Origin of the sequence: Paraburkholderia acidicola (genome assembly GCF_002362315.1) — a bacterium.
Lineage (GTDB): Bacteria > Pseudomonadota > Gammaproteobacteria > Burkholderiales > Burkholderiaceae > Paraburkholderia > Paraburkholderia acidicola.
The window spans coordinates 1,456,799-1,483,468 of the sequence record NZ_MTZV01000006.1; the positions used below are offsets into that span (position 1 = coordinate 1,456,799).

The following is a 26,670-nucleotide window of genomic DNA, read 5'->3' on the forward strand; positions in this document are numbered from 1 at the left end:
TATTTGCGCCAAACGACATTCCCCAGTCACCCGCCTTACCTAATCTTGCCGCTGCACGCTGCCTGTGTGGCGTTCCGTTCAATGTAGCGGCAAGGGGAGAAGACGATGGCGAAGTTCATCGGTCGATGGGCGCTGGGCGTCACAATCGGCGTGGTGCTGGTCGGTGCACTGGGTGCATGCGGGGGAGGCGGTGGCGCCAATACGGGGGCCACACGGACGGCGGCAGCGGCTCCTGGCGGCACCGCGTCGGCACCGGTACCCGCTTCCGGCTCGCAGCCGGCGGCGGCCGCGGTCAACAAGACACTGGTCGTCGAATTCGATGGGCTCACCTGGCGTGCGCTGACACAAGGTATCGCCAACGGCACGCTGCCGAATCTGGCCAGACTCTCGGTCGCGCCGGCGTACAGCGGCGGCGTCATCAATACGCTGAGCCAGCAGGCGAATCTCGATACGCCCGGTTGGGCCAGCCTGCTCACCGGCACATGGGCGAATCGCCACCAGGTCAATTCGGATGCGCCGAACCAGGCGTTGCATGCCGACACGCTGTTCAAAACCCTGCGCGCGGCGAACGGCGGCAAGGCAGGTGTCGCGGCCGGTTCGAGCGGCCTCGTTGCGCTGCTCGCACCCGAGCGCAATGCGGGCTACGTCGATAGCGTGGTGAATTGTGCGAGTGTAGACAGCTGCGTTACGCAGAATGCGCTCGGCCTGATCGACAACGGCTACACGCTGGTCGTCGCGCAGTACCACTCCGCGCAGGACGCCGCGCTCAACAGCGGCTTCTCAACCGACTACACGAACACGATCGCCCAGCTCGATGCCGCGCTCGGCGCGTTGCTCGCAGAAACGGCGAAACGCAGCGGCGAAAACTGGCTGGTCATCGTGACAGCGAGCCATGGGCTGAACGCAGCCGGCGGCGCCGATGGCTTGCCACTCCTCAACGAGGCAACGAGTTTTGTCGCGCTGAACCAGACCGCTAATGGCCTGCTCGGCGACAACAGCACACCGGCGACGCTCGCCGCGCTCTACCAGCGGGCGAACATCGCCGATCTCGCGCCGACCGTGCTCGCGTACCAAGGCGCACTGCCTGCGCCCGCGAGCTACACGATGGATGGCGGCGCCCTGGTCGGTACGACACCGGTGTCGCAACTACTCGGCGTGACGGGCGCCGATCACACGAGCGTGGTCCTGACGTGGAGCGCACCCGCAAGCGGCGCGATCACCGTGCTACGCAACGGCACGACGATCGCCAGCCTGCCTGCCGGCACGGCAACCTACACCGACAGCCAGCTCGGAGTGACGACGAGCGGCGCCTATCAGTTCAACTATGCTGTCGTGGCGGGCGGCGCGCCAGTTTCGACGATCGCCCAGGCGAACTATGTCGCACCACCCCCGCCTCCGCCGCCCCCACCGCCGCTCGCCACCACACTGACGAACAGCCTGTCGTCCTACTACCCGTTCGGCACGCTGCCGCCCACCGACCGCCTGAACGCCAGCACGATGGGCCCGTGGCCAAGCGCCGCCGACGGCGGCGCGCTGACCACCGGCGCCGATCCGTTCGGCGGCAAGGGGCTGCAGGTCGATACAAGCATCGTCGATACGAACGGCTTCGACGGCTACAAGCTCACGCAAAACAACGACGTCACGACGCACGCGCAGTTCACGCTCGGCCTCTGGTTCATGACGTCCTGCACGAACGCAACCGGTAACGGCACACCGATCCTCTCGAACAAGAACTACTACACGGGCGGAAACGCAGGGATCGCGATCGGGCTGTTCCCCGGTTCGGGCGGCAGCTGCAACGTGCGCTTCAACATCGGTGACGGTTCGGTGCGCAACGACATCAACAGCCTGAACGTAACCGCAAACCGCTGGACCTATCTCGCGCTCAGCATCGACACCGCAGCAAAGACGATGAACGCCTACGTCTTCGATCCAGTGCTCGGTGAGCAGAAGAGCGTGGGTGTCGCAGTCACGATCAATGTGGCGAAGCTGCCCGGCCTCGGTGTGTTCGGTCTCAACGAGGACGGTACGGGCCGCTACTTCATTAACTCGTGCAAGGACACGCCGCCTTATCACGCGGGTCAGTGTGGCGCGTCGCCGCCCGACGTGCAGTCGTTCGCCGACCTCGCGCTGTGGACCCGTGTGCTCACCGAAACGGAACTGCAGTCGGTCTTCGGTTCGGGCAAACCTCTTTCCACACTGATCCATTGATGGAGATCGCCATGCGCCCGTTTTCTCTTTCCACACTCGCCGGCGCGGCGATTGCGTTGACGCTGTGCGTCGCGCTCGCCGCATGCGGTGATGGCAACTCCATCAACGCGACACCCACGCGAGGCAGCGATGCGGCAGTCGGCGCGGGCGGCAGCAGCGAGCCGCAACCGATCGTCGCCGTGCCGGCCTCTGCGCCGTGTGCCGCGTCCGGCGCACCCGCGAGCCAGCCGGTCAGCAACACGCAGTTGCGCTGCGCACCGTGATCCGTCCCATTCGAGCGAACCGACTCCCGACATGACTTCATTGACCCGTCGTAATTTCCTGCGCGCGGCCGCGGCCAGCGCTGCGGTTTCGGTGTTCCCGCCGGCCATCCGCCGTGCGCTGGCGATTCCCGCCAATAACGCAACCGGCACGATCAACGATGTACAGCACGTCGTGATCCTGATGCAAGAAAACCGCTCATTCGATCACTACTTCGGCACGCTGCCCGGCGTGCGCGGCTATGGCGATCGACTGACGATTCCGCAACCGGGCGGCGTCCCTGTATGGAACCAGAGCGACGGCACACGAACGGTCCTGCCGTTCTATCTCGACAGCACGAAGGGCAATGCGTTGCTCGCGGGCGGCGCGCATTCGTGGAGCGACGCGCACGCGGCCTGGAACAACGGCCGGATGACGAACTGGCCGCAGTACAAGGGCGATGTATCGATGGGGTATCTGCAGCAGAGCGATCTCTCGTTCCAGTTCGCGCTCGCGAATGCATTTACGATCTGCGATGCCTATCATTGCTCGCTGCACGGCGGCACCAACTCGAACCGGATCTTCCTCTGGAGCGGCACGAATGGGCCGACGGGCGCGGGCCTGTCGGTCGTCAACAACGATGGTTGGGACAGCCTCGGCGCGTCGAGTACGGGCCTCACGTGGACCACCTACCCGGAGCGTCTGCAGGCGGCCGGCGTGACGTGGAAGGTCTACGAGAACATGCCGGACAACTACACCGACAATCCGCTCGCCGGTTTCAAGACCTTCCGCAAGGTTAACGAAACGGTGCCTGGGTCGCCGAACGCACCCTACACGCCGCAGCTCGATGCGACCGCGCCGCTCTATAAGGGCATCGGCAACACGATGCCTGATGGTGGGTTTCTGCAGGCATTCAGCGACGATATCGCTGCGGGTCAGTTGCCGCAGGTCAGCTGGATCGTGTCACCGACCGCTTATTGCGAGCACCCCGGTGTATCGACGCCGGGACAAGGGGCGTGGTACATCCAGCAGTTGCTCGATGCGCTCACGGCCAACCCGGACGTGTGGAGCAAGACCGTGCTTTTCGTCAACTTCGACGAGAACGATTGCTTCTTCGATCACGTGCCACCGCCCGCCGCGCCGACACGCAACACGGACGGAACGTACGCAGGCAAATCGACCGTCGATACGCGCTACGAATACTTCGACTTCCCCACGCCACCCGGCAACGACGGCAGCGAGAAACCAGACGGTCTTGCATATGGTCCTGGTCCACGTGTACCGATGTACGTGGTGTCCCCTTGGAGCCGCGGCGGCTGGGTCAACTCGCAGGTCTCCGATCACACGTCGGTACTGCGCTTTCTCGAACAGCGGTTCGGCGTGACCGAATCCAATATCAGCCCATGGCGCCGCGCCGTGTGCGGCGATCTAACGTCGGCGTTCAACTTCAGCAATCCAAATGGCAGTGCGGTTCCGTCGATCGCCGCGCCGACCAAAAGCCAGGCCGACCAGCAGGCGATCCAGCAGAGCACGCAGGGCGCTGTGCCGGTACCCTCGGTGGGCGCACAACAGGTGCCGAAGCAAACGCCGTTTGCCCGGCCATCGCGGGCGCTGCCGTACGAGTTGCATGTCAGTGCGAACGCAGATGTCGCGGGCGGCAACCTCTGGCTGATTTTCAGCAACACCGGCAACGCGGGCGCGGTGTATCACGTGTACGACCGGTTGCATCTTGATCGGACGCCACGCCGCTATACCGTCGAAGCAGGCAAGGAAATCTCCGATTCGTGGGCCGCTGTGAGCGACAACGGCGGTGCGTACGACCTGTGGGTGCTCGGCCCGAACGGCTTTCATCGAGCGTTTCAGGGTAACGTCGCGACGCTGGCTAGCGGCGCGAATCCGGAAATCCGCGTGTGCTACGACATCAATAACGATGCGGTGTATCTGACGTTGATGAATACCGGTAGCGCGAATGCGAGCTTCACGGTGACTGCGAACGCGTATCGCACCGATGGACCGTGGACCTATGCCGTACCGCCGCAGATGCAGGTCGAGCCGTCGTGGAATCTGGGCAGTGTCGGCGGATGGTACGACTTCACCGTTGCGGCGGCAGGCGGTTTCGTGCGTCGTTTTGCCGGACGCGTTGAAACCGGTCACGACAGTACGAGCGATCCGGCTGCGTAAGCCGGTGAGCGGTGTCGAAAGATCGTGCGCAGCTAGCTGTGCGTGCCCGGGCTAACCTAGCTCCCCGCACGCTGCCGGAATTCGCGCGGTGACATACCGAAGCACGCGCGAAAGCGCCGGCTGAAATGCGCGGGATCGTTGAAGCCGTTCCGATACGCGATGCGTTCGATCGACTGCGCGTGCCAGAACGGATTCGCGAGATCGGCGCGTGCGCAAGCAAGACGCTGTTGCAGCACATAACGGCCATACTGCGTGCCCATCGATTCGAACAGCTTGTGCACGTAGCGAGTCGATACGCCCAACGCATGCGCGCACGACTCGACGTTCAGCTCCGGATCGCGCAGCGTTGCATCGATGTAGGCGGTGAGTTGTGACCAGCGCAACGGATTACGTGTGGCGGCGGCGTGCCTTGTGTCCGTCGCATCCGCTCGGTATGTCGACGCCTCGAGGTACGCTGCCGCGAGCAACGCGATCAGCGATTCTTCGGCTGCGGGGATCGCAGCGGCGCTCATCCGCGCGAATCCCGGCAGCGCCGACTCGATAAAACTGTGAATCGTCCTGACGATGCCCGAGCCCGCATCCGCGCGGCCGGGCAGGAAAGCCGGATGACCCGGCAACGCATCGCGTAGCAGACGCGCGATCGGCAGGCGCAGCATCACGAGGCTGGCGGGTTCGTCGACTCTCGCGACGGACGGCATGCGTGCGCGGCGAAACGTGATATCGCCCTTGCCGAACGGCAGCGTGCGCCCTTGCTGCGAAACAACACCCTTGCCGTCGAGCGCGATCAGCACGATCGCGTCGTCGCCACTCAGGTCGCGCAGATGCGCGCTGTCGTGCCGGACTTCCTGGTGACCAAGCTGTGCTGTGGCGAGCACGCCGCCACCTGTCAGACGGCATGCGCGCAACGATCCAGTGGTCGCATTGCGTTCGGCAAAGATTTCGCCGGGTATGACGAGATCGTCCAGTGAGTGCGTCAACTGGTCGATGCCGCATGCCGGCATGTCCCGCAGCGCAGGCGCATAGGGCAGATTCAAACGGATGCTGTCGTGCATGGCGGCTCCCTGGTGCAGCGTCGTCGTGCGATGTAATCACCGCCGTGCGCTGCTGGAACGATGCTCGTGGGCCGCCGGCGTGCAGTCGACGCGAGCGGTTGCGATCGCCCATTATGTCGCAGAGAAAATTCGCCGGCTCCCTGCTTCAATGCGTTGCAGGTTTACAGAACCGCGTCAGGTTCGTGCGGATCAGCGCTATTTGCGGCAATTCTTTGGCGCGTACCTTCATCGAGCACACTGCGCATCAGTGCGAATAACGGATCTGCGCTGGTGTGCTTCTGACCATAGGTCAGGTTGAACTCATAGTCGAAGTCAGGCGGATTGATCCCCTGGTTGTGTTGCAGGATCGTTTCCAGCTTATCAAGGGCTTTGACGGCTTTCGCCTCAGGCGACGCGGCATCCTCATATTCCTGCCACAGTGCCAGGATGCCTGCCCTCTGCGGCTCATCGAGGGAGCGGGTGAGGTGCAGGAGATCCGCCTTTTCCTGCTCGCTTTTGTCGGGATGGCGGTTTTTCTCGACCGCGGGGATGTCGCCGTGAATGGCTTCGCCCAGGTCGTGGACGATGCACATCCTCAAAATCTTGAGCATATCCATTCCGGCCAGTTCGTCCTCGAAAATCATGGCCATCAAACATAGACGCCACGTGTGTTCGGCGGTGCTTTCTGGCCTGCCGGTCGAGGTGTGCGCGCTTCGGAGCACGCTCTTGAGCCGCTCCGCTTCCTGCAGAAAGGTCAGCCGCCCTTTGATGTTCTCGATATTCATGTCCGGCATGGTAAACCGGTTCGATGAACGGATGAAAACAGAGCCTAGAACAGCACCTCCGGCTCGCGCCGGATCACGCGCCGCGCGAACAGCGCAAAGCTCGCCTTGACGATGCTCGGTTGCAGCAGGAAATCGTGTGATTCCTTTGCGCGTGCGTCATCGATGCGACGAATCTCGCCGGCTGACCGCGCGATCAACTGGCTGCGTGCTGCCCGCTCGATCAGCACCGCGAGGTAGGCCGATTCCTCCAGCGAACCCGTCGCCGCGAGAAACCCGTGATTCGCGAGCAGGATGGTGCGTTTCGTGCCGAGCGCTGCCGAAATGATCTCGCCTTCGCTGTCGCCGATCGGCAAACCGGGCCATTCGCGCAGGAACGCGCAGTCGTCGAAGAACGGTGTCGCATCCATGTGCGCGACTTCGAGCGGCGTGCCGGTCATCGACAGCGCGTTGATGTACGGCGGATGCGTATGCACGATGCAGTTCACGTCAGGCCTGCGCCGGTAGATCCACAGGTGAAAACGGATCGCGGGATTCGCCATGCCGCGGCCTTCGATCACGCGCATCGCGTCGTCGATCCGGATCACGTTGTTGCGCGTCATCTCGTCGAAGCCGATTGCTAGCGCCGTAGTCAGAAACGTGCCGTCGGGTTGACGGACTGTCACCTGTCCCGCGAGTGTTTCAGAGTGCCCTTCGTGTGCCAGCATGCGGCACACAAGCGCGAGTTTCTGGCGGTTGTCCCACGTGCCCACTTCGAGTTTCTGGTCCATCTGTGCGGTGACGCTCCGATTCAGATCGTCGCGCTCGTCCTGCTCGTCGTTACTCATTGCTGTTTCTCCACTGGAAATCACACCTGACTGCCCGGTACCGCCTGCGGCTCCGCACCGGTTGACTGTGCCGCTGTCCGCTTCGGCGTCCACGCGACAAAACACGCCGCGAGCAATGCACTGCCCGTGATGTACCACGCTACACCGTACGGATCGCCGCCGCGTTGCGCGAGCAGCGAAGAGTAGATCACCGGGTTGATACCGCCACCGATAACCGCCCCGATCGCACCGATCGATACACCGGAAAAGCGCACGCGCGCGTCGAACATATCGGCGAAGAAGCCGCCTTGTGGGCCGTACATCAACGGATGCACGACACCGAGTGCGACGACGATCGCGAGTGTGATGAGCCGCGGGTCGCGCGTATTCAGCAGACTGAAGTACGGCCACACGTACAGCGCGCAGACGAGCAGGCCGAACAGATACAGTGGCTTGCGTCCAATACGGTCCGACAGTGCGGCAAACAGCGGCACCGTGAACACGCCGACCGCAGCGCCGGACATCAGCGCACCAAGAATCACCGACCGCGGCAGTTTGAGCTGCACGGTCACATAGGCGACGGTGAAAAGCAGCACGAACACCGACCAGGTAATCTCGCCGAACCGCGCCATAAAGACGATCAATACCAGACGCGGCTGATCGCGCAGCAGGTCGCGCAACGGAAAGCGCGCCACGCTACGGGTCGCCTGCAACTGTTTGAACTCGGGTGTTTCTGGCAGCTTCGTCCGCCCGACGAGGCCGATCACCACGAGTACCGCGCTGAACAGGAACGGCACGCGCCATCCCCAGGACAGAAACGCCGGCTCGGGCAACAAGGACGTGAGCAGCAATGCACCCGTCGACAGCAACGCACCCCCATAGCTGCCCGAATTGCTCCAGCTGCCATACAGTCCGCGCCGATGCGCCGGAGCGCTTTCGACGCCGAGCACGATCGCGCCGCTTTGCTCGCCGCCGATCGCGAAACCCTGCAACACACGTAGCGTAGTCAGAAGAACCGGCGCCCAGAGGCCGATCATTGCGTAGGTGGGCAGGAAACCGACAGCGGTCGATGCAACGCCCATCACCAGCAGCGTCGCAAGCAGCAACTTCTTGCGGCCGATGCGATCGCCGAAGTGACCGCAGATCAACGCGCCCGCGCCGCGAGCAAAGTAGCCCGCCGCATAAGTACCGAGCGATGCGATGGTGCCCGCGAGCGGGTCCAGATTCGGAAAGAAGATCTTGCTGAAAACCAGCGCCGATGCGGTGCCGTATAGCAGGAAATCGTACTGTTCGATCGCGGTGCCAAGAAACGCCGAGACGAACACATAGGGCCATCGGGATCGCGAAGGAGCGGGCACGGCTGACATGGCGGCCTCGGTGTGGGGAGTACGGCCAGTATCAATTTTGTCCAGACCGCGCACTTGTCCCTGTGCGAACCGATGTCTTGCCTCGAAGCGAAGTAGCCGGCTTCCTCGCGTGAACCGGCGGATGGTGCGACTACAGTCCCGTCGAAGGCGCTTGCCCGTACCAGTAGCCGCACTGGTGCGCGGTGTACGCATCGTAGGTATTCGAAACCGGGTAGCCGAAGTCGAGCGTCTGACGCGTTTGCGCCGTGTAGAGCGGCCAGTTCGCCACCGTACTCCCCGTGTTCGGATTGCCCGAATGCGCGAATGCCGCGAGCGCTGCTGTCATCGCATCCGAGAGTGTCGCCTGGCTGGCCGTGGGCGTCGGAATCAGTTGCCACCAGTAGTCGAGATCCGACGAATGGAACGCGCCATAGTCGAGGTTGACCGGCGGCAGCGACGAGATCAACGAGTTCACGCTATACGGCGCGGGATCGGAAAAGCGGTACATGTACACGGCCGGCGAGTACTTCGCGAGATTGTCGCCGTCCTGCAGTTCGCCGCAGACGAACAGACGGTCACCAGCGATCGTCGCGAGTGCCGCACTGGGTGACGCGTACTGACCGACCGGATACAGCGCGGCAGTGTCTGTTCCGGAGACGCCGAGAAAGCCCTGAATGGCTGCTGCATAACCACTCGCTGTAACGGGGTTACCCTGTGCGTCGAATGCGGCTGAAACGAAGAAGGTGCCCTCGTTCTGGGTAAAGCCCGACATCACCGGCACACGGTTGTACTGACCGTTCGCGAACGCAACGCTCGTCGACACGGGCAACACCTTGCCGTCGATCGTCGCATACCACGCAGAAGGATTACCTTGCAGCAATGCGGCCGCCGGCAGACTGCGCAGGCACGCGGCGCTCGTCGTGTCCGTGCAGCCCCAGGTCTTTGCATAGTTCACGCCATCTGCTTCGGCCTGTTGCAGCGATTCCTGCTGACGGCTAAAACCACCGCTTTGCGGAACGGCTCGCGCGAACAATCCCGCCGATCCCGGCGACGCGAGATGCACATAGACGGAATGACCGCCCGCCGAATCGCCGAAGATCGTCACGCTCGCCGGGTCGCCCCCGAATGCCGCGATGTTTTTCTGCACCCAGCTCATCGCAGCGGCCTGGTCCATGATGCCGTAGTCGCCGGTGGCGCCGTTCGGGTCTTCTGCGGCGAGCGCGGGATGCGCGAGAAAGCCTAGCGCGTTCAATCGATAGTTGACCGTTACGACGATCGAGTTTGCTTTTTGTGCGAGCGCGGCACCATCGGTTGCATTGCCCGATCCGAGAATGAAACCACCACCGTGTATCCAGAACAACACTGGAAGCGCTGTGCTCGTGCCCGTACTCGTGCTTGTCGTGTCGGGTACGTACACGTTCAGATACAGACAATCCTCGCTACCCGATGGAGCAGTTGCCGTTCCCTGTATGCACTCGGAAGCAAGATGCGACGCGTCGTAGGGACTCGCCGTGTAGGCAGCCGGCGGTGCGGGCGCTTTCCAGCGCAAGGCGCCCGTTGGCGGTGCCGCGTAGGGCAGGCAGAGAAACTCGCGCACGTTGTTCACGGCGATGCCTTTTGCACGTCCTTGCTGGGTCTGCACCACAGTCGGGTCTGCGGGCGCTGTCACGTCGTCGTTACACGCGCTTAGCATCAGAAGGCACGTTGCTGCGATCGCTGTTCGGGCGCGGGTTTGCCTGGACCTTTCCATGGTTGCGTTGTCTCCGGTGTTGATATCTGGCAGATGGCGATGCATCGTCGCGGCCAGTATCGTCGGTCGCCTGCCGTTGTTCCATTCAGCAAATCGCGTTTATTGATTTGCTGGCGATATCAATGCGGAAACGGCGGCCGATATGCTGGACGCCTCCGGGAAAACCGTATGGAGAGGTAGAGACCGGATCGGGCGCGTTTGCCCGACCGGCAAAATGGAAACGAGCGTTGAATGCGGTGAAGATCAGGCGGGCAGCTTCCGCACATAAGTCTGATCGTGTCCGACCGGCGACCCATCGTCACGCATCAGCGGCACCTTTCGCAACGCGCGGCCGCTCGCACGATCGACCAGCACCGAATGTTTTTCCCCGCGCCGGTACAGGTTCGCTTCGCCCCATTGGCGCAACATCACGATCACGGGAAACAGCGCCTCGCCGCGCTCGGTCAGCAGGTACTCCTGATACGCGGAGCCATCGGAAGCGGGACCAAGCACGAGTACGCGCTGCTCCACGAGCTTGCGCAAGCGCTCGGTCAGCACGTTGCGCGCGATGCCGAGGCTCGCCTCGAATTCGCCGAAGCGGCGAATGCCGTCGAACGCATCTCTTACGATCAGCATCGACCACTGATCGCCGACGATGTCCAGCGCCCTCGCCACAGGGCACGTCGAGTCTGCCAGGCTTTTTCGCTTCGCCATTCCGTCCACCATTTCAATCGTGAGTCACAACACCCTATATGCCGGTTGCGTACGATGCGCACCGTCCCGGCTATTGGTTGCATATTAAAACAACCCTTGCGACAACCCAATGAGTTTCAGAATACAACCCTCACAGGAAAATCGGGTTTATCGCCGCACGCAGCCGATAACCTTCTAGGTGCTCTCGCGCACGATCACCTGGAAATCGACGGCACGCCGCTGTGTTTGCGCAGGTACACCGTGTTTGCGCGCATCGGCGGCGGCCAGCAGCATCTCGCCCGCAATCCGGCCGATCGCCAGTGGATCGACCGATACCGTCGATATACGCGGGAAGCAGTGCCGCGACACTTCGAAGTCTCCAAACCCGGCCACTGCCATGCGCGAAGGCACCGCGATGCCACGACGATGGCACTCCATCAGCACGCCGAACGCCGACATGTCGCTCACACACATCACCGCATCGGTGTCGGGCCACGCAGCGAGCAACTGTGTGAATGCCTCGCCGCCATGGCTCATCGTGATCGGCGAGTCGCCGTATTCGATTACGCGCGGCGCACCGAGGCCGAGTTTTTGCAAACCCTCGCGATACCCCTTCTGCCGGTCGAGCCCGCGACGATCGAGCCGCGTCGCCCCGCCGACAAAGCCGATCCGTCGATACCCGCGCTCGTACAGATGACGCATCATCGCGAACGCCGCTTCCACATTCGAAAAACCGACCGCCTGCTGGATCGGTGTGCGCGGCAGATCCCAGGTTTCGACCACGGGCACTTTGGCGCGATCGAGCATCGTGCGCGTGCCGGTCGTGTGGTACGAACCGGTCAGCATCACGCCTTCGGGGCGATGTGCGAGCATCACGCGCAGCAGCCGCTCTTCCTGGTCGGGGCTGTAGTCGGTATCGCCAAGCAGCAGTTGCAGACCGTGCGTGTTGACGGCAGCATTCAGGCCGTGAATGGTGTCGGAGAAATTGGAACTCGACATCGACGGCACCAGTGCGACGATGAACGGCGAGCGTCCCGACGACAACGAACCCGCCGATGCGTCGGGTACATAGCCCATCTGTTCGATCACCGCGAGCACGCGGGCGCGCGTCGTCGCAGCGACATCGCGGCCAGCGAGCACACGCGACACGGTCATCTTCGATACGCCGGCTTGCTTCGCGACGTCAGCCATGGTCGGCATGGGATCAGACATAGGTCCGTCAGGATATCGTTGCAGAACGATCGATATCATACAGGCGGGCCGTTTCGCCGCAGCACGCTATGTGGCGCTACGTAGCGCTCGCTCCCTTGCCCACCGCATCGCCGAGCAGCGTCAGATCGCGTTCGCGCGTTTCAGTCGAGAGGAACGTACCGATCAGCGTCAGAGCGCACAGCACGGCCATGTAGACACCCATTACCCAGAACGCACCGCCCGCGCGACCGATCAGGTACACGCCCAGCAACGGCGCAATGCCGCCTGAAAGCACCGCACCCAGTTCGCGCGAGAGCGCCACACCCGAGTACCGGTAGCGGTTGCCGAACAACTCGGTGAAATGCGCGCATTGCGCGCCGAGCATGCTGTTCGCGCCAAATGCGAGACCGCCGATCATCGCCACGCTCACCCAGACCGGGTCGCCGGTGCTGATCATCCACCACGACGGCAGCGACCACAGCAGCAGAAAGATCGCGCCGCCGCGATACACCGTCAGACGCCCGACACGATCCGAGAGCGCGCCAAACAGCGGCGTGGTGACGATGCTCAACAAACTCGCCGCCAGCGCACCGGTCGTACCGACCGCGGCGAGTTGCGCATGCGGAGCGCCGGTGCGGGCCGCGACGAAGCTGCCGAGAAACGCGATCACGACCGTGTTGTAAATGGTCGAGCCGCCCTGCTCCGCGAAACGCATCAACGTCGCGGCCAGCACCGGACGACGTGCCGTGGTGAGCACCGCTTTCATCGGCGCATGAATCACTTCGCGCGATGCTTCGAGTTGCGCAAACACCGGGCTTTCGCGCAAACGCAGACGAATCCAGATAGCGACGCCGATCAGCACGACGCTTGCGAGAAACGGAATGCGCCAGCCCCACGACTGCATCGCTGGTTCGCTCAACAATCGCTGCATGACGCTGAACGTGAACGTCGCGAGCCCAAGCCCTGCAAAGATGCCGACGAAGGGCAATGCGGCGAAGAAACCGCGGTGCCTGAGCGGCGCGACTTCGGCCATCAACGTCGATGCACCAGCCTGTTCCGCACCAGCACCAAAGCCCTGTACGAGCCGCAACAACACGAGCAACACAGCTCCCCACGAACCCGCAGGCAGACAGCCGATCAACGTCGTCGATGCGCCCATCAACGCGATCGTGACAAGCAGGACGAACTTGCGCCCCTTGCGGTCGCCGATCGAGCCGAAGAACAGCCCGCCGAACGGCCGCGCGAGAAAGCCCGCACCGTAGGTCGCGAAACTCGCCATCAGTCCCGCGGTCGTGCCGAGCGAGGGAAAGAACAGATGACCGAACACGAGCGCCGAGGCGAGTCCGTAGATTGCGAAGTCGTAGTACTCGAGTGCGCTGCCTACGGCTCCTGTGAGCGTCGCGCGCTGCAACTGGCGTGCGGAGACGCGGGGCGAGGCGGCGGGTTCCGAACCGGTCGATAAAGCAGAGGGCTGAGCATTCACTTGCGTCTCCATTCAGGCAGTGCCTGCGCCTGTCGACGACCACGCGTCATATATCGCACGGTTCGTTCGGGTCTTCTTCTACTTCTGGACAAGCTGCAACCGGTTTGATAATGTTACCGGTAACAGTCAAATTCAATTTAGCATGGGGAGACGTCATGCGCAATCAGGGCTTACGGACCTTATCGATCGTCAGGCGATACGCCGCCGGTGACGACGACATGCGTGCTGCAATCGCTACGCGCGTGCGCGACAATCCCCATGAGCTCTTCAGCGATCTGCCGCTGCCGGCAGCATCCGGACAACACCGATCCTGCGGCCCTTGATAATCTGCAACAACGCCCCCTCGTCCCCGACAACAAGCTGACCGCCATGACGACACCCACCGACCGCGATTCCTCCAACCCTCACGACACCACACCCCGGTTGCGCAGTCGCCGCTGGTTCGACGATCCCTCCGATCCCGGCATGACCGCGCTGTATCTCGAGCGCTACATGAACTACGGCATCACCCGCGAAGAGTTGCAGTCGGGCAAGCCGATCATCGGCATTGCGCAGACCGGCTCCGATCTCGCGCCGTGCAACCGCCATCATCTGGAACTCGCGCAGCGCGTACGCGACGGGATTCGCGACGCCGGCGGCATCCCGCTCGAATTCCCCGTGCATCCGATCCAGGAAACCGGCAAGCGCCCGACCGCGGCACTCGATCGCAATCTCGCATACCTGGGGCTGGTGGAAATCCTGCACGGCTATCCGATCGATGGTGTTGTGTTGACCACCGGTTGCGACAAGACCACGCCTGCATGCCTGATGGCTGCCGCGACCGTCAACATTCCAGCGATCGTGCTGTCGGGCGGCCCGATGCTCGACGGCTGGTACCACGGCAAGCTCGCCGGTTCCGGCACCGTAATCTGGGACGCACGCAAGCGGCTCGCGGCAGGCGAGATCGATTACCCGGCGTTTATGGACATGGTTGCGTCGTCGGCACCGTCGGTCGGGCACTGCAACACGATGGGCACCGCACTGTCGATGAACTCGCTCGCCGAAGCACTCGGCATGTCGCTGCCAGGCTGCGCGGCGATTCCCGGGCCGCATCGCGAGCGTGGCTGGATGGCGCATCGCACCGGCGTGCGCATCGTCGAAATGGTCAGCGAAAATCTGCGTCCGTCCGACATCATGACTAAAGCCGCCTTCGAGAACGCGGTGGTTGCAGCGGCAGCGCTCGGTGCATCGTCGAACTGTCCGATTCACATGGTCGCGATTGCGCGGCACATGGGCGTCGATCACACGCTCGACGACTGGCAGCGCCTCGGCCCCGATGTGCCGCTGCTGGTCGACTGCCAGCCGGCCGGCCGGTTTCTCGGCGAAGCATTTCATCGCGCGGGCGGCGTGCCCGCCGTGATGAAGGAACTGCTCGGCGCAGGACGTTTGAATGGCGCCGCACGCACCGTCACCGGCCGCACGCTCTCGGAAGATCTGACCACCGTCGAAACGCCCGACCGCGAAGTGATCCGCGCCTACGATCAACCGTTGAAAGCCGCCGCGGGCTACGTGGTGATGTCCGGCAACCTGTTCGACAGCGCGGTGATGAAGACGAGCGTGATCGACGCAGCGTTTCGCAAACGCTTCCTGTCGGATCCCGACAAGCCGGACGTGTTCGACGGCAAGGCGATCGTGTTCGAAGGACCGGAGGATTATCACGCGCGGATCGAAGACCCTTCGCTCGGCATCGACGAACACTCGATTCTCGTGATCCGCAACTGCGGTCCGGTCGGTTATCCCGGTGGCGCGGAAGTCGTGAACATGCAACCGCCGGCCGCGCTACTCAAGCGCGGTATCGATACGCTGCCGACTATTGGCGATGGCCGTCAGAGCGGTACATCCGCGAGCCCGTCGATCCTCAACGTCTCGCCCGAAGCAGCGGTTGGCGGCGGTCTCGCGCTGCTGCAAACCGGCGACATCATCCGCATCGATCTGAAGCATCGCAAGGTCGATCTGCTGATCCCCGACGACGAACTCGCGAAGCGACGTGCCGCATGGAAGCCACCCGTGTTGCAGCACAAGACACCGTGGGAAGAGATCTACCGCAGCATGGTCGGACAGCAGGCGAGCGGCGCGTGCCTCGAGCCGGCCACGCTGTATCTAAACATCATCGAAACACGCGGCGAGTCGCGCCACAATCATTGATGCCTGTGGGACGGTGGTGCGGCAGTGCCGTACTGCGCCACCGTCCCACGCCTGCGTGCCCGCCTGGAGACACACCTCATGCCCACACCTTCCGTTCTCGCCCATCTGCCTGCCGACCTCGACGACGCGTTACTGATCGGCCGCGTGTGGCGACCCGCGCCCGTCGATGGGCCGTCGGTCATCGTCGTACGGCACGGCGAAGCGTTCGACATCACGCACATCGCACCGACTACCGCCGATCTATTCGAACGCACCGATGCAGCCGCTGTCGCGCGTCATGCAACCGGCGAATCGCTGGGATCGGCCGAAGCACTGCTGCACGCAACACTCGATGCCTCCGCTGCAGGCGCATCGGAAAACGCGTTACATCTGCTCGCCCCATGCGACGTGCAAGCCATCAAGGCGTGCGGTGTCACGTTTGCCGTCAGTCTGCTCGAACGCGTGATCGAGGAACATGCAGGCGGCGATGCAGGCAAGGCCGAAGAAACCCGCGCGATGATCAACCAGTTGATCGGCGCCGATCTGTCGCAGATCGAACCGGGCTCGCCGTCCGCGATGAAACTCAAGGACGAATTGCAACGTCGTGGCGCGTGGTCGCAATACATGGAAGTCGGCATCGGCCCCGATGCCGAAGTGTTTTCGAAGGCACAGCCGATGTCGTCGGTGGGTTTCGGTGCGAACGTCGGCCTGTATCCGACTTCGCAATGGAACAACCCCGAGCCGGAAATCGTGCTCGCGGTGAATAGCCGCGGCGAGATCGTCGGGGCCGCGCTCGGTAACGATGTGAACCTGCGCGATATCGAAGGCCGCTCGGCGTTGCTGCTCGGCAAGGCGAAGGACAACAACGGCTCGTGTGCGATCGGGCCATTCGTGCGGCTGTTCGACGGCACGTTCACGCTCGATTCGGTGCGTGCGGCGAGTGTGTCGCTGCGCATCGATGGTATCGACGACGGCTTCGTGCTGGACGGTGTGAGCCATATGAGCGAGATCAGCCGCGATCCCGAAGATCTCGTGCGCCAGACCTGCGGCGCGCATCACCAGTATCCGGATGGCTTCATGCTGTTTCTCGGCACGATGTTCTCGCCGATCAAGGATCGCGACACGGCGGGCGGCGGCTTCACGCATCACCTCGGCGATGTGGTGACGATCTCGACGCCGTCGCTCGGCGCGCTCGTGAACACGGTGCGACTGTCGACGCAAATCGAGCCGTGGACGTTCGGCGTGCGGGCGTTGTATCGCAATCTGGCGCGGCGGGGGATAGCTACGGACGTTTGATTCGGATCGTGAGAAGGTGCAGCACCTCCGAACCGGACATTTCATGTGCTCCTAACACATCCGCACGAGTTTCGAGCCGGAATGGCCTGAACCCGTGTATGATAATCATTCTCATTAAGATCTCATTTGGATGTTAGCCGCCCTCGACGCTTCCGCGTCCGCTGGATCATGAAAGACCTGTTCATCGTCGCATCGGCACTCGCCGGTGCGTTGTTGTTTTATCTGAGCGCCCCCGGGCAACGCTGGTTTAGCCAACCGTGGCGCGCCCGCCCAAGCCGGATCGGAGCCGCCGCCTGCACGATCGCAGCGTTCTCGACCGGCGCCGATGCCATGCATCCCGCGACATCGCTTTCGCTCGTGATCACGACGATCATGGCGACCCTCGTCGCGTGTCCGCTGCTCGGGGCCGTATTCGAACGCCGTCGTCTGCCGGGACCCGCGCGGTGACGCGCGGTTCGATTGAACGGGACTGGTTGACCAAAACGCTGGCCGGTACCGTAGGGGGCTTCGGGCTCGGGATCGCCGCGAGCGCGCTGCTCGCCGGTCTTGCGCCCGGCGGCCTCGCAATCCCCAACAAGTTTCAGGTTGCGATGTGGCTCGTCCCGCCCGTGTGGATCGGCGTGATCGCGGCCAGCTTCATGTTTCGCAGCGGTATGCGCGCAAGCGCCTGGCTCGGCGGTGCGAACCTCGCGGCGTTCGCGCTCGTTGCGGCCTGCCAGCATTTTCTTTTCTGATTTCTCTGAACGGACCGACTGGACATGCGCAGCGACGTTCTTCGCGTCTATAAAACCGTGCACACGTGGACCGGCATTGTTGCCGGTCTGCTGCTTTTCATCGCGTTCTATGCCGGCGCGGTCACGATGTTCAAGGACTCGCTGACCGAGTGGGTCACGCCGCCTGAAACCGGCACGCACGCCGTCCCGCTCGAGCGCGCCGACACGCTGATCGAACAGACCCTCGCGGCCTACCCTGCCGCGCGCCGGCAATTCACGCTCGCGCTCGGCGACGACGACGGTACCGCGCGTCTCACGTGGCAACCCACAGCGGGCCAGCGCTGGAGCACGTCGTTCGACGAACGCGGACAACTTGTTGCGAAGCAAAGCCGGCCGTCGGATGCCGCGCGTTTCATCGATGTGCTGCACATGACTGCCGGCGTGCCCGGCAGCTACGCGGTCGGGATGGGCGTGATGGGCGTCGTATCGATGCTGTACGGTCTCGCACTGGTATCCGGTGTAATCGTGTTGCTGCCGACGCTGGTCAAGGACCTCTTCGCCCTGCGTATCGGCAAGAACCTGAAGCGCATGTGGCTCGACGCGCACAACACGATCGGGATTCTCAGTCTGCCGTTTCATGTCGTGATGGCGCTGTCGGTGGTGGCGTTCGGTCTCAAGGACAACATCTACGACGTGCAGGACGCGGTCATCTACCGCGGCACACTGCAACCAATGATGACCGCGCAGAATCCGTTCTTCGCCAAAGCGCCTGCTGCACCGGGTGCGTCCGCCACGCCGCCTCTCGTTCCAGTCAGCCAGTTGCTGGCAACCGTGCACGAACGTGCGCCGTATTTCGTCCCGACATCGCTGAGCTATCGCCGCGCGGGCGAGCCGGGCGCAACAGTCTTTATCGCTGGCGACGATCCGCGTTTTCTGGCGCGCTCGGGCGGCTTCGCGCTGATGGACCCGGCAAGCGGCCGCTTCCTGAATACCGAGTTTCTGCCAGGTGTTGGCAACGGCAATGCGTGGTCGGCGGCGACGAGCGCGTTCTACGCGCTGCACTTCGGCAGCTATGGCGGCAGCCCGGTGCGCTGGGGCTACTTCCTGCTCGGCATCGCCGGTGCGTTCCTGTTTTATTCGGGCAACCTGCTGTGGATCGAGAGCCGTCGCAAGGCCGCGCGACGCGATGGTCTGCCGGTTACGCAACGGCGCGCGACGTTCGCGATGGCTGCGCTTACCGTCGGTGTGTCGCTGGGCTGTATCGGCGGCATCTCGCTCACGCTCGTGGCCGGCAAGCTGCTGAGCGGTCGCGTTGCCGACCTGCACGCGTGGCACATCGGCATCTACTACACGGTGTTTCTCGCGAGCATCGTGTGGGCGTTCGTGCGCGGCGCGGCACGCGGATCGGTCGAGCTGCTGGGTCTCGCGACCTGCGCAACGGCGGCGATTCCACTCGCGAGCGTACTGGGATGGCTGGTCCCGTCGAGCAGGCTGTGGGGTTCCTCAACCGTCGACACGATCGGCATCGATATCGGTGCAGCAGTCGGCGCGCTGTGCTTTGCATGGATGTGGCGCAAGACCGCGCAACGTGTTGCAACGGGACGCACGGATAGCGTGTGGTCGCGGCGCCGCGACGAAGCGCCGGGGCAGCCAGTCGCCGCGGCCGATCAGACGGATGCTCGTGGAATGTCGTGAGACTTCGGTGCTCGCCAGCGTCGTTGCATCGCATGCGGAACAGCACTTCTGCATCGGGTCGAGTACAGGAACCGCTGCGTAACGCGCGGAAACGAACCCGTTACACGGGCAAAGGACACGTGCCCTAGACTTGATCAACCGTCTCACCCGTCTGAGTTCGCCCGGGCGACGAATGCGCTCACGCGAGCGCAGGCCGGTGAGTAACCGCTCATGCTCGCTCCGGCGGGCTGGCGAAGTTGATCAGGATTGACCGTGAACGACGTGTTGACACTGGATGTAGTGGAGAAAGAGGGCGAAGTCGCGCTGCGTTTTCGAATCGCGGAGCAAACTTCCGTGCTGAAGACAGACGACATCGACTCGCTCATTCGTCGCCTGATTCTGCTGCGCTCACAGATGCAACCACCGCCCGAAGTTCAACCGGCGGTTTCGAACGACTACCCGCTTGAAATGGATCCTTGCTGGCACGTCGATTATTCGCCGATGCTCGGGCCCGTGCTCATGCTGCGGCATAGCGGCATTGGCTGGATCGCGTACGCGTTGCCTGCCGGGAGCATCGAGCGTCTGACTCGCGCACTGACCGTGAAACCACCCGTCACTGCCAGCACGAGTCTTCTGTGGAACTGAGTTCTTTCTGATCCTCATCGAATCCCGCTGCGCGCGCAAATGCCTTTCACGGTCTTAACTCGCATAACACTGCGCCTGCGCTCATTTGCACCCATAGGCTAGCGAAAACATCGCCTCTCCCTCGACGGCAAAGCGTTGCGCGCGATCACGCCCTGCATTCATCGTCCCGTCGATATTTCAGAAGAAGCCGAGCCGAAACAATCCGTAAATTTGGCGTTGCCGCAGCACCACAGCCGTAGCCATCCGATCGTTTCTAATCGCTCTCCAGCGGCAGACAGATATCAGCAGCCGTTGCATCAGGGCGAAGTGGGACATGTGTTCAAGGTCGAAGTGCACTTGCCCGCACGCCCCATTTCTTTTGGGCGTATTGGAGATTCGGAGAATCGGATGAAAAAGTCGTTGATCACACTGGGCGCAACCAGTGCACTCGCGTTCGCAGCCACCGCTCACGCGCAAAGCAGCGTCACACTCTACGGGCTCATCGATGCGGGCCTCACCTACACCAACAATCAGGGCGGCAGCAGCAACTTTCAGGAAACGAGCGGATCGGTGAACGGAAGCCGCTTCGGTCTGCGCGGCACAGAAGATCTGGGCGGCGGACTCAGCGCGATCTTCACCCTCGAGAACGGCTTCAACATCGCTAACGGCAAACTCGGGCAGAACGGTCTGGAGTTTGGTCGGCAAGCTTTTGTAGGTCTGTCGAGCCAGCAATATGGTGCCGTCACGCTCGGCCGGCAGTACGACTCCGTCGTCGATTATCTTGCGCCGCTTGCACTTACCGGGACACGTTATGGCGGTACTGGGGCAGCCCATCCGTTTGACAACGACAACCTCGACAACTCGTTCCGTATCAACAATTCGATCAAGTACTCGAGCGTCGCCTATGGTGGTCTGAAGTTCGGCGGCCTGTACGGTTTTTCCAACAGCGCAGGTGCGTTCGCCACGAACCGCGCCTACAGCGTGGGCACGTCGTATAGCTACGGACCGTTCAATGCGGCGGCCGGCTACCTGCAGTTGAATAACAGCGGCACCGATCTGAACTCCGGTGGCGCGGTGACCAACGACGCGACCTTCACCGCCAGCACGCAACGCACATGGGGCGCTGGTGCGAATTACACGTTTGCTGGCGCTACGGTTGGACTCGTCTTCACGCAGACGGTGCTCGATAACCTGACCGGCATCGGTGCTTCCGCATCGGGTACGTCAAGCGGTCTTTCCCTTGGGGCCGATAGCGCACGCTTCACGAACTACGAGCTGAATGGCCGGTATCAGCTCACCCCTGCTGTCTCGATCTCAGGCGCCTATACGTTCACGGACAGCCACATCGATGGCGTTGCGCCGAAGTGGAACCAGTTCACGCTGCAGACCGACTACGCGTTGTCCAAGCGCACCGACGTCTATCTACAAGGCGTCTATCAACACGTGAGCGACACCGGTAACAGCGGAATCCACGCGGTCATCAACGGGCTATCGATGTCAAACTCGAACGAGCAGATCGCGGTGACGGCGGGCCTGCGCGTGCGCTTCTAACCGATGACGTCTGATTCCAGCGCGCTCACTCTGTGCTGATCGACCTGGCGACACAGTCCTCAGGCCAGCCGGCCCGGATGGGCCGGCAAGGTCAGAAGTCCGTTGTCATCGACAGCAAGAAGGTACGCGGCTCACCCTGCGTCAGATACGTGCCGATCGTCGACGACCAGTACGCCTTGTTCGCGACATTGCGCACGGTGGCACGGAATGTCGTCGGTCGACCGAATATCGACGTTGCATAGCGCGCACCAAGATCGAAGCGATCCCACGAAGGAATCGACGCCGTATTCGCCGCGTCCAGATACTGCGAGCCGGTGTGAATCCAGCGCGCAGTCAACGTAAGGCCGCTCACCATCGGCACGTCGTATTCGGCACCAAGATTGAACAGGTAGCTCGGCACGCCGATCGGCCGGTTGCCGTCCGTCGTGCCGCCGTTGGTGTCGAGCAGCTTCGCGTTGATCAGCGACATGCCGGCCAGCAACCGTACGCCCTTGTACGGCTCGCCGTGCACTTCCGCTTCGAGCCCACGGTGCCGCTGCGTGCCGTTCGTTCCGTAGATTCTCGTCGTGCTGTCGGTGTAAGCGGACGGTTGCTCGATCTGATAAGCCGCAAGCGATGCACCCAGCCGCTGCGTATCGTATTTCACGCCCACCTCGTACTGCTTCGTACGATACGGTGCGAGGAGCTGGCCGAAGTTGACCGCGGTATTCGGCGCCTGGCCGCCCTGAGCCAGCGCTTCGCTGCGGTTCGCAAAGAACGCGACGTTTTCCCACGGCTTGACGACGAGCCCGAACAGCGGCGTCGTCAAACTCTGGTCGTAGTTGTTGGTCTGCACGCCCTTGTAGTTGAAGCCGTTCGAATGGATCGACTGATGGCGCGCGCCGATCGTGAACAGCACACGATCGTTCAGGAAGCCAAGCGTATCCGACACTGCGACGCTGCGCATCAGCGTAAGCGCGGTCGTGCCCGGATCGGCCAGATTGCCGCCGGTGAATTTGTCGCCGGGGCGCGGCAGTACGGGCGTGTCGTACAGACTGGTCGGCACCGTACCCGACAACGTATAAGCCGACTGGCCGTCGATACGTACCACCGATCCACTTGCCGTCACCATGTGCGTGACCGGCCCGGTCGTGAAATGGCCGCGCACGCCGGCTTCGCCGGACAACGTGTCTTCCTTGTGCGGCACACCGAGCCGCGAGGTCGTCGTCACGCCCGTCGCGCCGTTGTAGGTCGGCGACGCGTAATCGCCGTGCTCGTTCGTATGACGCGCGCCGCCGGCGACATACGCAGTCCACGCCGGCAGGAAATCGTACTCGGCACGCACGATGCCAACCGTGTCTTCAAGATTGCTGAACGACCACGGCTGCGCGTAGTTATGAGTCGCTGACGGGGGCTCCGGAATCTGGCTACCGGTCACGTAGACGATGGGACGTCCGTCGTCGATCTTCTGCCGCTGATACACGAAATCGCCGTACAGGCGCAGCTTGTCGCCGCGCCAGTCGAGCGAGACAGCCGTCGTATTGTTGAGGCGATGTTCGCCATCGATGCTGGTTTCGCCGCCGCGATTCATCTGGTTCACGCGAATACCGAACTGTCCTTCGCTGCCGAAGCGGCGACCCACGTCGATATGTTCGCCGAATTCACCCGAGCCGCTGGTTTCGAGCGTGACGCGGGTGAGCGGTTTGTCGTCGGCGCGTTTGAGCTGCAGGTTCACACCGCCGCCAATCGCCGTGCCGCCCGGCGACGCGCCGTTCAGAAACGCATTCGCGCCCTTGAACACGTCGACGCGTTCGAGCGCGCTGGTCGACACGAGCTGCCGCGGCGTCACACCGTAGAGGCCGTTCAACGAGATGTCATCGCCATTGAGCGGAAAACCGCGGATCACGAAGACCTGCGAGAAATTGCCGAACCCGGAACTCACACGAACCGCCGGGTCGTTATCGAGCACGTCACCGAGCGTCAACGCCTGCTGGTCTGCGATCAGCTTCGCCGTATACGTCGTCATGCTGAACGGCATATCGATCATCTTCTGCTTGCCGAGCACGCCGAAATCGGTGCCCCGCGCGACCTGGCCGCCGGCATAAGTCGGCGAGAGATCGCCCGGCAGCACCGGCACCGAGGCCTCAACCTTGACAGCGGGCAACACCGAACCGGGCGCAGCATCGGTCCCCGCCGACTGCGCAAAGGCAGGTGCAGCAACGCCAAAAGCCATGGAAATTGCGGTGCTGATTGCGAGACGTCCAGCAAGAAGCTTCGCCGGCTGGACCGGCGCAAGGGAAAGGCGGGAAGCAGACATGAATGGAAAAAGCGTAGTGGTCCGAGTTTCCGTCCCAGGGCGTGCTCGGAATCTGGGCGGCATGTTTCTGTGATTCGCTCGCCACGCATCCACATTACAGAACGCGAACGGGAATCTTGTATAAGACCGACGATTATAACGCAAATGAGAATTATTACTATGTAGAAAAATGAGATCTCCGCGTCGGCAACGCGCCCTTTCCCCGTTTGATCCTCGTCCTGTCTGCCCAGGTGCCAGGCTGGATACGACAAGGCCGCCTCGCGGCGGCCTTTCGTTTCGTCCAGCAAGCTTACTTTTCGATATCAGGCAGCGACCGCCTCGACGGTAGCGGACAGCAACACGGGGATCGATTTCGACGTCGGCGTACCGGCACCATCGGCCACTGACTCCAGCGGCACGAGCGGATTCGTCTCCGGGTAATAGGCGCCGAGGCAACCGCGCGGAATGTCGTATTCGACGAGCAGGAAACTGTCGACGCGCCGCTCCACACCGTCGTCCCACACGCTCGTGATATCGACGCGCTGCCCGGCGACAAAACCGAGCATCGCGAGATCGTCGCGGTTCGCGAACAGCACGCGCCGCTGGCCAAACACGCCGCGATAGCGATCGTCGAGACCGTAGATCGTCGTGTTGTACTGATCGTGCGAACGTGTCGTCATCAGCGTCATCAGACGCTCGCCGAGACGCTCGCGGGCGCGATGAATCGGCGTGTCGACTGCGATCGCATGAACGAGAAACTGCGCCTTGCCGCTCGGCGTCTTCCAGATCCGCTCGCGCGATGCGACACCGAGATGGAAGCCGCCCGGATGCTTGAGCCGTTCGTTGTAGTTCTCGAAACCGTCGATCACCTGCGCGATGCCATTGCGAATCAACGCGTAATCGTTCGCGTGCGCAAGCCAGTCGACCTTCGCGCTACCGAGCGTCGCGTGCGCCATCCGCGCGACGATCGCAATCTCCGACAGCAGGTTCGGTGAGGCCGGCCGGTTCATCCCGTACGAGATGTGCACCATGCTCATCGAATCCTCGACGCTCACGCCCTGCGCGATACCGTTCTGCAGATCGATCTCGGTGCGGCCGAGTGTCGGCAGGATCAGCGCGTCGCGGCCATGTATCAGATGGCTACGGTTCAGCTTGGTCGTGATGTGCACGGTCAGGTCGCACGAGCGCATCGCGTCCCACGTACGCGGCGTATCGGGCGTCGCGATCGAGAAGTTACCGCCGAGCCCGATGAACACTTTCACCTTGCGCTCGAGCATCGCCTGAATCGTGCTGACGACATCGAGGCCATGTTCGCGCGGCGGCTCGAAACGGTACACAGCGCCGAGCCGGTCGAGAAATTCGTGGGTCGGTTGTTCCTCGATACCGACAGTGCGATCGCCCTGCACGTTCGAGTGGCCGCGCACCGGGCACAGCCCCGCACCGCGCCGGCCGATATTGCCGCGCATCATCATCAGGTTCGACAGCAACTGCACGGTCGGCACCGAGTTCTTGTGCTGCGTGAGGCCCATGCCCCACGTCGAGATCACCGCGCGCCCCTTCGCGTAGATGTCGGCGAGCTTCAACACGTCGTCGAACGGCACACCCGATTCCGCGACGATCGTGTCCCAGCTTTCGGCGCGCAGATCGTCGGCGAACGCGTCGAAGCCGACCGTATGCGCCGCGATGAAATCGACGTCGAGCACGCGTTCGAGACCGGACACAAGCGCTTCATCGTCGAGTTCGACGACACGTTTAGCAACACCCTTGATCAGCGCAAAGTCGCCACCGACCTTCGGCCGGATAAACACCGAACTGATCTTCGTGCTACCAAGCGTCAGCATTTCCACCGGATGCTGCGGGCTCGCAAAGCGTTCGAGGCCGCGCTCCTTCAGCGGATTGATCGACACGATCGTCGCACCGCGCTTCGCGCATTCGCGCAGTTCGCCGAGCATGCGCGGGTGGTTGGTCGCGGGGTTCTGCCCAAACAGTAGCAGCGTGTCGGCGTGTTCGAAGTCGTCGAGTGTGACCGTACCTTTGCCCACACCGACCGTGTGCGGCAAGCCGCGGCTCGTCGCTTCGTGACACATATTCGAGCAGTCGGGGAAATTGTTGGTGCCGTACATCCGCACGAACAGCTGGTACAGGAACGCGGCTTCGTTGCTCGCGCGTCCCGACGTATAGAAAGCCGCGCGATCGGGATCGTCGAGACCGTTTAGATGCTGTGCAATCAGCGCAAACGCATCGTCCCAACTGATCGGCACGTAGCGATCGCGTGCGGCATCGTAGACGAGCGGGTCGGTGAGCCGGCCGTGCTGCTCGAGTTCGAAGTCGGACTGCGCCATCAGCGCGGTCACGGTGTGTTCCTCGAAGAACGCCGGCGTCACGCGCTTACCGGTCGCCTCGGCGGCCACCGCCTTGACACCGTTCTCGCAGAACTCGAAGGTCGACGCATGTTCGCGGTCAGGCCACGCGCAGCCCGGACAGTCGAAGCCGTTCGGCTGGTTCTGCGCCAGCAGCGTGCGGTAGTTGCCGCCCGCCACCTTCTCCTTGATCAGGTTGATGGCGACGTACTTCAGCGCGCCCCAGCCCGCGGCGGGGTGCGTGTACGGTTCGATGCGGGCTTCGGGTTTCTTCATGATCGGATGGCCGGATACAGACCAGTTAACAAGTTGCACTGCGAA

General features: G+C 62.8%; 20 protein-coding genes. 10 read left to right on the forward strand and 10 right to left on the reverse strand.

The window, feature by feature from the left end:
• Positions 1-105 precede the first annotated feature (105 nt).
• The 3 genes from BWP39_RS25275 to BWP39_RS25285 are packed head-to-tail and all read left to right on the forward strand — an operon-like array spanning position 106 to position 4,632.
• On the forward strand, positions 106-2,211 hold the full coding sequence (locus BWP39_RS25275) for a LamG-like jellyroll fold domain-containing protein (protein ID WP_096725000.1): 2,106 nt from the start codon (positions 106-108) through the stop codon (positions 2,209-2,211).
• An 11-nt stretch (positions 2,212-2,222) separates the two neighbouring features.
• Positions 2,223-2,474, forward strand: coding sequence for a hypothetical protein (locus tag BWP39_RS25280; protein ID WP_133116932.1), 252 nt, complete (start codon positions 2,223-2,225; stop codon positions 2,472-2,474).
• Positions 2,475-2,505: 31 nt separating this feature from the next.
• A complete protein-coding gene (locus BWP39_RS25285; protein WP_096725002.1) occupies positions 2,506-4,632 on the forward strand; it encodes a phosphocholine-specific phospholipase C in 2,127 nt (708 codons plus the stop codon).
• 56 nt (positions 4,633-4,688) lie between these two features.
• On the opposite strand, the gene BWP39_RS25290 is transcribed toward BWP39_RS25285, so the two are convergent.
• From BWP39_RS25290 to BWP39_RS25325, 8 genes are all read right to left on the reverse strand, one after another.
• Positions 4,689-5,684 (reverse strand): AraC family transcriptional regulator, encoded by a 996-nt coding sequence (locus BWP39_RS25290; RefSeq protein ID WP_096725003.1) that lies wholly within the window; start codon positions 5,682-5,684, stop codon positions 4,689-4,691.
• Between the two features lie 161 nt (positions 5,685-5,845).
• A complete protein-coding gene (locus tag BWP39_RS25295) occupies positions 5,846-6,448 on the reverse strand; it encodes an HD domain-containing protein (protein ID WP_096726163.1) in 603 nt (200 codons plus the stop codon).
• Between the two features lie 44 nt (positions 6,449-6,492).
• Positions 6,493-7,272 carry an aldolase gene (locus tag BWP39_RS25300; RefSeq protein ID WP_096725004.1) on the reverse strand — a complete coding sequence of 260 codons (780 nt, stop codon included), beginning with the start codon at positions 7,270-7,272 and terminating at the stop codon, positions 6,493-6,495.
• A 20-nt stretch (positions 7,273-7,292) separates the two neighbouring features.
• A complete protein-coding gene (locus BWP39_RS25305) occupies positions 7,293-8,618 on the reverse strand; it encodes an MFS transporter (RefSeq protein WP_207557090.1) in 1,326 nt (441 codons plus the stop codon).
• Positions 8,619-8,748: 130 nt separating this feature from the next.
• A complete protein-coding gene (locus BWP39_RS25310) occupies positions 8,749-10,266 on the reverse strand; it encodes a carboxylesterase/lipase family protein (protein ID WP_157915182.1) in 1,518 nt (505 codons plus the stop codon).
• Positions 10,267-10,590: 324 nt separating this feature from the next.
• Positions 10,591-11,040, reverse strand: a complete 450-nt coding sequence (locus BWP39_RS25315; protein WP_096725006.1) for a winged helix-turn-helix transcriptional regulator — start codon at positions 11,038-11,040, stop codon at positions 10,591-10,593.
• Between the two features lie 174 nt (positions 11,041-11,214).
• Positions 11,215-12,210 carry a LacI family DNA-binding transcriptional regulator gene (locus tag BWP39_RS25320; protein WP_096726165.1) on the reverse strand — a complete coding sequence of 332 codons (996 nt, stop codon included), beginning with the start codon at positions 12,208-12,210 and terminating at the stop codon, positions 11,215-11,217.
• 97 nt (positions 12,211-12,307) lie between these two features.
• Positions 12,308-13,693: an MFS transporter gene (locus BWP39_RS25325; protein ID WP_235851474.1), complete on the reverse strand. Its 1,386-nt coding sequence runs from the start codon at positions 13,691-13,693 to the stop codon at positions 12,308-12,310.
• Between the two features lie 369 nt (positions 13,694-14,062).
• Between BWP39_RS25325 and BWP39_RS25330 the strand changes: the two genes are divergently transcribed.
• The 7 genes from BWP39_RS25330 (at position 14,063) to BWP39_RS25360 (ending at position 21,714) form a co-directional block, all read left to right on the forward strand.
• On the forward strand, positions 14,063-15,877 hold the full coding sequence (locus tag BWP39_RS25330; protein WP_096726166.1) for an IlvD/Edd family dehydratase: 1,815 nt from the start codon (positions 14,063-14,065) through the stop codon (positions 15,875-15,877).
• 78 nt (positions 15,878-15,955) lie between these two features.
• Positions 15,956-17,152: a fumarylacetoacetate hydrolase family protein gene (locus BWP39_RS25335; protein ID WP_096725008.1), complete on the forward strand. Its 1,197-nt coding sequence runs from the start codon at positions 15,956-15,958 to the stop codon at positions 17,150-17,152.
• Between the two features lie 168 nt (positions 17,153-17,320).
• Positions 17,321-17,599: a hypothetical protein gene (locus BWP39_RS25340; protein WP_096725009.1), complete on the forward strand. Its 279-nt coding sequence runs from the start codon at positions 17,321-17,323 to the stop codon at positions 17,597-17,599.
• On the forward strand, positions 17,596-17,886 hold the full coding sequence (locus BWP39_RS25345) for a hypothetical protein (RefSeq protein ID WP_096725010.1): 291 nt from the start codon (positions 17,596-17,598) through the stop codon (positions 17,884-17,886). The genes BWP39_RS25340 and BWP39_RS25345 overlap by 4 nt, the downstream gene beginning before the upstream one ends.
• A gap of 24 nt (positions 17,887-17,910) precedes the next feature.
• The gene (locus BWP39_RS25350; protein WP_096725011.1) at positions 17,911-19,560 is read left to right on the forward strand and encodes a PepSY-associated TM helix domain-containing protein; all 1,650 of its coding nucleotides are present in this window, start codon (positions 17,911-17,913) and stop codon (positions 19,558-19,560) included.
• A 252-nt stretch (positions 19,561-19,812) separates the two neighbouring features.
• Positions 19,813-20,184, forward strand: a complete 372-nt coding sequence (locus BWP39_RS25355) for a hypothetical protein (protein WP_133116933.1) — start codon at positions 19,813-19,815, stop codon at positions 20,182-20,184.
• A gap of 387 nt (positions 20,185-20,571) precedes the next feature.
• Positions 20,572-21,714 (forward strand): porin, encoded by a 1,143-nt coding sequence (locus BWP39_RS25360; protein ID WP_096725013.1) that lies wholly within the window; start codon positions 20,572-20,574, stop codon positions 21,712-21,714.
• Between the two features lie 91 nt (positions 21,715-21,805).
• Here the strand turns inward: BWP39_RS25360 and BWP39_RS25365 are convergent, their stop codons facing one another.
• Entirely contained in the window at positions 21,806-24,010 is a 2,205-nt protein-coding gene (locus BWP39_RS25365; RefSeq protein WP_096725014.1) for a TonB-dependent receptor, read from the reverse strand.
• Between the two features lie 302 nt (positions 24,011-24,312).
• Entirely contained in the window at positions 24,313-26,625 is a 2,313-nt protein-coding gene (locus BWP39_RS25370) for an FdhF/YdeP family oxidoreductase (RefSeq protein ID WP_096726167.1), read from the reverse strand.
• Positions 26,626-26,670 lie beyond the last annotated feature (45 nt).